10 protein-coding genes and 1 pseudogene are annotated in these 6,000 nt (G+C 62.2%); all 11 read right to left on the bottom strand.

The annotated features are described in order from the left end of the window. Positions 1 to 50 precede the first annotated feature (50 nt). The gene (gene rplP, locus Q8M85_RS08625; RefSeq protein WP_103259186.1) at positions 51 to 464 is read right to left on the bottom strand and encodes a 50S ribosomal protein L16; all 414 of its coding nucleotides are present in this window, start codon (positions 462 to 464) and stop codon (positions 51 to 53) included. A 12-nt stretch (positions 465 to 476) separates the two neighbouring features. Continuing rightward, complete coding sequence (gene rpsC / locus Q8M85_RS08630; RefSeq protein ID WP_295077095.1) at positions 477 to 1,193, bottom strand: 30S ribosomal protein S3; 717 nt, start codon at positions 1,191 to 1,193, stop codon at positions 477 to 479. Then, the gene (gene rplV, locus Q8M85_RS08635) at positions 1,193 to 1,573 is read right to left on the bottom strand and encodes a 50S ribosomal protein L22 (RefSeq protein ID WP_305542945.1); all 381 of its coding nucleotides are present in this window, start codon (positions 1,571 to 1,573) and stop codon (positions 1,193 to 1,195) included. The genes rpsC and rplV overlap by 1 nt, the downstream gene beginning before the upstream one ends. A 3-nt stretch (positions 1,574 to 1,576) precedes the next feature. Beyond that, the gene (rpsS, locus tag Q8M85_RS08640) at positions 1,577 to 1,855 is read right to left on the bottom strand and encodes a 30S ribosomal protein S19 (RefSeq protein ID WP_305542948.1); all 279 of its coding nucleotides are present in this window, start codon (positions 1,853 to 1,855) and stop codon (positions 1,577 to 1,579) included. A gap of 3 nt (positions 1,856 to 1,858) precedes the next feature. Further along, on the bottom strand, positions 1,859 to 2,698 hold the full coding sequence (gene rplB / locus Q8M85_RS08645; RefSeq protein ID WP_305542950.1) for a 50S ribosomal protein L2: 840 nt from the start codon (positions 2,696 to 2,698) through the stop codon (positions 1,859 to 1,861). 247 nt (positions 2,699 to 2,945) lie between these two features. After that, positions 2,946 to 3,569: a hypothetical protein gene (locus Q8M85_RS08650; protein ID WP_305542953.1), complete on the bottom strand. Its 624-nt coding sequence runs from the start codon at positions 3,567 to 3,569 to the stop codon at positions 2,946 to 2,948. A 96-nt stretch (positions 3,570 to 3,665) separates the two neighbouring features. Then, entirely contained in the window at positions 3,666 to 3,986 is a 321-nt protein-coding gene (locus Q8M85_RS08655) for a 50S ribosomal protein L23 (protein WP_305542955.1), read from the bottom strand. Next, the gene (rplD, locus tag Q8M85_RS08660) at positions 3,983 to 4,603 is read right to left on the bottom strand and encodes a 50S ribosomal protein L4 (protein ID WP_305542958.1); all 621 of its coding nucleotides are present in this window, start codon (positions 4,601 to 4,603) and stop codon (positions 3,983 to 3,985) included. Before rplD ends, Q8M85_RS08655 begins: the two co-directional genes overlap by 4 nt. Continuing rightward, positions 4,600 to 5,319: a 50S ribosomal protein L3 gene (gene rplC, locus Q8M85_RS08665; protein ID WP_305542961.1), complete on the bottom strand. Its 720-nt coding sequence runs from the start codon at positions 5,317 to 5,319 to the stop codon at positions 4,600 to 4,602. The genes rplD and rplC overlap by 4 nt, the downstream gene beginning before the upstream one ends. A 14-nt stretch (positions 5,320 to 5,333) precedes the next feature. Next, positions 5,334 to 5,642 carry a 30S ribosomal protein S10 gene (gene rpsJ, locus Q8M85_RS08670; protein ID WP_128515209.1) on the bottom strand — a complete coding sequence of 103 codons (309 nt, stop codon included), beginning with the start codon at positions 5,640 to 5,642 and terminating at the stop codon, positions 5,334 to 5,336. Positions 5,643 to 5,756: 114 nt separating this feature from the next. Next, positions 5,757 to 6,000, bottom strand: a pseudogene (tuf, locus tag Q8M85_RS08675) (elongation factor Tu); the annotation flags it as partial.

Consider the following 6,000-nt stretch of genomic DNA (forward strand, 5'->3'; position numbering starts at 1 on the left):
CGCCGTTTCCAGCGGGGGCCGATATCGTAGGTCGGGGTAAACCCCGACTCTTACCAGTCTTCCTTCGCGACGATGCGCGTGGTGACCGGGAGTTTCATCGCGCCCAGACGCAGGGCCTCACGCGCGATTTCGTCGTTCACGCCGTCGATCTCGAACATGATCCGACCGGGTTTGACCTTGGCCGCCCAGTAGTCGGTGGAGCCTTTGCCCTTACCCATACGAACTTCGACGGGTTTGGCCGAGACCGGGACATCCGGGAAAATCCGGATCCAGACCCGGCCCTGACGCTTCATGTGGCGGGTGATCGCGCGGCGGGCCGCTTCGATCTGCCGCGCGGTGACGCGCTCGGGCTCGGTCGCTTTCAGGGCGTAGGAGCCGAAGTTGATCAGGAACCCACCCTTGGCTTCGCCATGGATGCGACCCTTGTGCATCTTGCGGAACTTTGTGCGCTTTGGTTGCAGCATCTACGTTACTCCTTAGGCGCGTTCGCGGTCGCGGCGCGGACCACGGGGGGCCGGGCCGTCAGCCGCTTCGGCAAGACGACGATCATGGGCCTGCGGATCATGCTCAAGGATTTCGCCTTTGAAGATCCAGACCTTCACACCAATGATCCCATAGGGGGTCGTGGCTTCGGACAGAGCATAGTCGATGTCGGCACGCAGGGTGTGCAACGGCACGCGGCCTTCGCGGTACCATTCGGTCCGGGCGATTTCGGCGCCGCCAAGACGGCCGGCGACGTTCACACGGATGCCAAGCGCACCCATCCGCATCGCGTTCTGCACGCCACGCTTCATCGCGCGACGGAAGGACACGCGACGTTCCATCTGCTGGGCGATCGACTCGGCCACCAGCTGGGCGTCAAGTTCCGGCTTGCGGACTTCGACGATGTTCAGGTGCAGTTCGGACTTGGTGAACACGGTCAGCTTCTTGCGAAGCGTCTCGATGTCCGCGCCCTTCTTGCCGATGATGACGCCCGGACGTGCGGTGTGAATGGTCACACGGCACTTCTTGTGCGGGCGTTCAATTATCACGCGGCTGATGCCGGCCTGCTTGAGGTCCTTGTGGATGAACTCGCGCATGCGGAGGTCTTCCAGCAGGAGGTTGCCGTAGTCTTTCGACTCTGCAAACCAGCGGCTGTCCCAGGTACGGTTGACCTGGAGGCGCATACCGATCGGATTGACCTTCTGACCCATTATGCGGACTCCCCGGTTTGACGGACCTTGATGGTGATCTCAGAGAACGGCTTCATGATCTTGCCGAAGCGACCGCGAGCCCGCGGACGGCCCCGCTTCATCACCAGGTTCTTGCCGACCCAGGCCTCGGCCACGACAAGGCTGTCGACGTCGAGGTTGTGGTTGTTTTCCGCATTGGCAATCGCCGACTGCAGGCACTTCTTCACGTCACCCGCGATGCGGCGCTTGGAGAAGGTGAGGTCGGCCAAGGCCTTGTCCACCTTCTTGCCCCGGATCAGACCGGCGACGAGGTTCAGTTTCTGCGGCGAGGTGCGAAGCATGCGGAGGACCGCCATCGCTTCGTTGTCCGCCACGCGACGGGGGTTCTTTTCCGATCCCATGGCTTATTTCCTCTTCGCTTTCTTGTCGGCGGCGTGACCGTAGTAGGTCCGCGTCGGCGAGTATTCACCGAACTTCTGGCCGATCATGTCCTCGGTCACGTTGACCGGGACGTGCTTCTTGCCGTTGTAGACCCCGAAGGTCAGACCAACGAACTGCGGCAGGATGGTGGACCGGCGCGACCAGATCTTGATCACCTCCGCCTTGCCACCGGCCTTGGCCTTTTCGGCCTTCTTCAGGACGTAGCCGTCGACGAACGGGCCTTTCCAGATGGAACGTGCCATGGATTAACGCCCTTTCTTCTTGGCGTGGCGCGAGCGGACGATCAGGCTGTCAGAAGCCTTCGGCTTGCGCGTCTTGTTGCCCTTGGTGCCTTTGCCCCACGGGGTAACCGGGTGACGGCCGCCCGAGGTACGGCCTTCGCCGCCGCCATGCGGGTGGTCGATCGGGTTCATCGCGACGCCGCGAACCGTCGGGCGGATGCCCTTGTGGCGCATACGTCCGGCTTTACCGAAGTTCTGGTTCGAGTTGTCGGGGTTCGACACGGCACCGATGGTGGCCATGCATTCCTGACGGACCATGCGCAGTTCGCCCGACGAAAGGCGGATCTGCGCGTACGACCCATCACGGCCGACGAACTGGGCATAGGTCCCAGCCGCACGGGCCAGCTGGCCGCCCTTGCCGGGCTTCAGCTCGACGTTGTGGACGATCGCGCCGATCGGCATGCCCGAGAACGGCATCGCGTTGCCGGGCTTCACGTCGGTCTTGGCGCCAGCGACGACGCTGTCACCCACGGCCAGGCGCTGCGGCGCCAGGATGTAGGCCAGTTCACCGTCCTGATACTTGATCAGCGCGATGAAGGCGGTGCGGTTCGGGTCATATTCGATCCGCTCGACGACCGCCGGGATATCATACTTGCGACGCTTGAAATCGACCACCCGGTAGAGGCGCTTGGCGCCCCCGCCCTGGTGAAACATCGTGATTCGTCCGGTGTTGTTCCGGCCACCAGTACGGTTCAAACCCTCGGTGAGGTGCTTGACCGGGCGGCCTTTCCACAGCTCCGAACGGTCGATCAGAACCAACCCGCGTTGGCCAGGCGTCGTCGGCTTATACGACTTGAGTGCCATGTTCTCTGTCTTCCGTTTGCTTGCACGGGTGCTGCCACCCGGCGGTGAAGGGCTCCGAAGATCCCCGATTTAGGGTCCTTTCCTGCTGCGGCTGCAGCGGGAACGAACAAACCAAGAGCCCCGGACGAATCCGGGGCTGCTGGCGTGGCGCGGGATTAGCAGACGGGGGTGGGGGTGGCAACAGGTAGAGAAGGATTTCTTTGAGTCAGGAGGCGGACGGGAGATTTTTCTCCAACCGACACCCTCGCTATGCGAGTGCCATCATGTCGGTTTCGAATGCAGCATATTCGCGCCATCCCAGCAGACGAACAACGTCGAAGGCCACACTGCGAACCTTGGAGTCGTAGTCGTTAAAAGACGAGTCGCACACCTTTAGGCTGTCGAAGCACGCTCGCACGGATGGGGTGAATTGTCCTTCATCCCAATGCATCGACTGATTGCGACCCTGCCATATGACCAATTTGATATCGACACCGTGAACTTGTCGACCGGCAGGGCAGTTCTGAAGTCCACCATGAACCAGTGAAATTCCTTGCTTCGCGAACTGTAGAACCGATCCCGCCAATGCAGCGCAGGCGAACGAACGGATATCGCGCACCTGTTCGAGGCTTGGGAGGTCTGCAACTGCGTGATAGCGCTCTTTGTCCGCGCCGAAATAGGTATCCCAGTGTAGCCCGACACCCATCATATAGTCGTCCGGGTCTTCGAACTGTTGAAGGAATTGGGCGCGGCGATAGCCGTCTTCGGTTTGTGCAGTTAGCGTGGCGATCCTCGCTTTGAGTGCTTCGACTGCTTCCCGTTCTTTCCAGACTATCGGGAGTATTGCCTCGCAACCATACCTGACTTCGTTGAGATAAGATGCCATGTCCATCGGTTTGCTGTCCTCCTCAATTGACGCCGCTCAGCGTTATTGCAAAAAGCCCCCGCCTTCCGGCAGGGGCTCTCTCATTTCACTCAAGCCTAAGGCTCAGAGGCCGGTGGTGACGTCGATCGTCTGACCGTCTTCCAGCATGACATAGGCCTTCTTCTTGTCCGAACGCTCGCCTGCGCGACCGCGGAAACGCTTGGCCTTGCCCTTGGTGATGGTGGTGTTCACCGCCTTCACCTTCACACCAAAGATCGCCTCGACGGCTTCCTTGATCTGCGGCTTGGTCGAGTCCATTGCGACCTGGAACACCACGGCACCCGCCTCGGAGGCCATGGTGGCCTTTTCGGTGATGATCGGCTTCTTGATCAGGTCGTAGTGCTCCGGCTTCACGGCCGCAGCGGTTTTCGGTGCTTTGCTCATTTCAGGCGAGCCTCCAGGGCTTCGATACCGGCCTTGGTGATGACCAGGGTATCACGCTTGAGGATGTCGTAGACGTTGGCGCCCATCGTGGGCAGAACGTCGACGCCGTCCAGGTTGCGAGCAGCCAGAGCGAAGTTGGCGTCAACGGTCGCGCCGTCGATCACCAGAACGCGCTTCCAGCCGAGCTCGGTCGCCATCTTGGCCAGGTTGGCGGTCTTGGCTTCGGCGAGGGTCGCCATGTCCAGGATCACCAGCTCACCCGCCTTGGCCTTGGCCGAGAGAGCGTGCCGCAGCCCGAGGGCGCGGAACTTCTTCGGCAGGTCATGGGCGTGGCTGCGGGGCTGCGGGCCCTTGGTCACACCACCGTGGCGGAAGATCGGGGCCTTCTTGGAGCCGTGGCGTGCGCCGCCGGTGCCCTTCTGGCGATAGATCTTCTTGGTCGAGTACGAAACCTCGGCCCGGGTCAGCGTCGAGTGGGTGCCAGCCTGGGATTTCGCCCGCTGCCAGCGCACCACGCGGTGCAGGATGTCGGCGCGCGGCTCAAGGCCGAACAGCGCTTCGTCCAGATCGATGGAGCCGGCCTTGCCGCCGTCCAGTTTGATCACGTCAAGTTTCATGCTTCACCCCCTTCGGCGGCGACTTCTGCAGCCGGAGCTTGAGCGGACCGGATCGCGGCCGGACGCGGTGCATCCTTGGCTTCCGGCTTCTTCACGGCGTCCTTGACGGTGACCCAGCCGCCACGCGATCCGGGGACAGCGCCCTTGATCATGATCAGGCCACGGTCGGCGTCGGTGCGGACGACCTGCAGGTTCTGCGTGGTCACGCGGACGGCGCCCATGTGACCCGCCATCTTCTTGCCCTTGAACACCTTGCCGGGGTCCTGGCACTGGCCGGTCGAGCCGTGCGAACGGTGCGAAACCGACACACCGTGCGAGGCGCGAAGCCCGCCGAAGTTGTGACGCTTCATCGCACCGGCAAAGCCCTTGCCGATCGAGGTGCCCGCCACGTCGACGAACTGACCCGCGAGGTAGTGGTCGGCGGTGATTTCCGCGCCCACGTCGATCAGGCAGTCCGGGGTGACCCGGAATTCCGCAATCTTGCGCTTGGGAGCCACGTTCGCCTTGGCGAAGTGACCGCGCTGCGCGGCGGTGGTCCGCTTGGCCTTGGCCACGCCCGCACCCAGCTGGACGGCGGTGTAGCCGTCCTTGTCAGCGGTGCGCTGTGCCACGACCTGAAGGCTGTCCAGCTGCAGAACCGTCACCGGAACCTGCTTGCCGTCTGCCATGAACAGCCGGGTCATGCCCAGCTTCTTTGCAATAACGCCAGAGCGCATCTGTCATGCCCTCCTTAAACTTTGATCTCGACGTCCACGCCGGCAGCGAGGTCGAGCTTCATCAGCGCGTCCACGGTCTGCGGGGTGGGGTCGACGATGTCGAGAAGACGCTTGTGCGTGCGAATCTCCCACTGGTCGCGCGACTTCTTGTCGATGTGCGGACCACGGAGAACGGTGAACTTCTCGATCTTGTTCGGCAGCGGAATCGGCCCGCGGACGGTGGCACCAGTGCGCTTCGCGGTGTTCACGATTTCCTGGGTGCTGGCGTCCAGCACGCGGTAATCGAAGGCGCGAAGCCGGATGCGGATGGTCTGACCTTGCATCAGTTTTTTCCTTTTAGAACGTTGGCGTGGACACGGACTGCCGACCCAAGAGGTTCTGTTTCGTTATTCGAAGGGTGGGCTATTACAGCCCACCCTTCGAGAGTGCAATATGCCTTACGCGATGATCTTCGAGACGACGCCAGCGCCGACGGTGCGGCCGCCTTCGCGGATGGCGAAGCGCAGTTTCTCTTCCATCGCGATCGGGGCGATCAGTTCGACGACGAACTTCAGGTTGTCGCCCGGCATGACCATTTCAGTGCCTTCCGGCAGCTGAACCGTCCCGGTGACGTCCGTGGTGCGGAAGTAGAACTGCGGGCGGTAGTTCGCGAAGAACGGCGTGTGACGGCCGCCCTCTTCC

This window comes from Tabrizicola sp., from assembly GCF_030694085.1.
Taxonomy (GTDB): domain Bacteria; phylum Pseudomonadota; class Alphaproteobacteria; order Rhodobacterales; family Rhodobacteraceae; genus Tabrizicola.

Excerpts from the sequence above, each read along its gene's own strand:
- rplP (WP_103259186.1), bottom strand. The coding sequence starts at position 464 with ATGCTGCAACCAAAGCGCACAAAGTTCCGCAAGATGCACAAGGGTCGC.
- rpsJ (WP_128515209.1), bottom strand. The coding sequence starts at position 5,642 with ATGCAAGGTCAGACCATCCGCATCCGGCTTCGCGCCTTCGATTACCGC.
- rpsC (WP_295077095.1), bottom strand. The coding sequence starts at position 1,193 with ATGGGTCAGAAGGTCAATCCGATCGGTATGCGCCTCCAGGTCAACCGT.
- rplV (WP_305542945.1), bottom strand. The coding sequence starts at position 1,573 with ATGGGATCGGAAAAGAACCCCCGTCGCGTGGCGGACAACGAAGCGATG.
- rplB (WP_305542950.1), bottom strand. The coding sequence starts at position 2,698 with ATGGCACTCAAGTCGTATAAGCCGACGACGCCTGGCCAACGCGGGTTG.
- rplD (WP_305542958.1), bottom strand. The coding sequence starts at position 4,603 with ATGAAACTTGACGTGATCAAACTGGACGGCGGCAAGGCCGGCTCCATC.
- rpsS (WP_305542948.1), bottom strand. The coding sequence starts at position 1,855 with ATGGCACGTTCCATCTGGAAAGGCCCGTTCGTCGACGGCTACGTCCTG.
- Q8M85_RS08655 (WP_305542955.1), bottom strand. The coding sequence starts at position 3,986 with ATGAGCAAAGCACCGAAAACCGCTGCGGCCGTGAAGCCGGAGCACTAC.
- Q8M85_RS08650 (WP_305542953.1), bottom strand. The coding sequence starts at position 3,569 with ATGGACATGGCATCTTATCTCAACGAAGTCAGGTATGGTTGCGAGGCA.
- rplC (WP_305542961.1), bottom strand. The coding sequence starts at position 5,319 with ATGCGCTCTGGCGTTATTGCAAAGAAGCTGGGCATGACCCGGCTGTTC.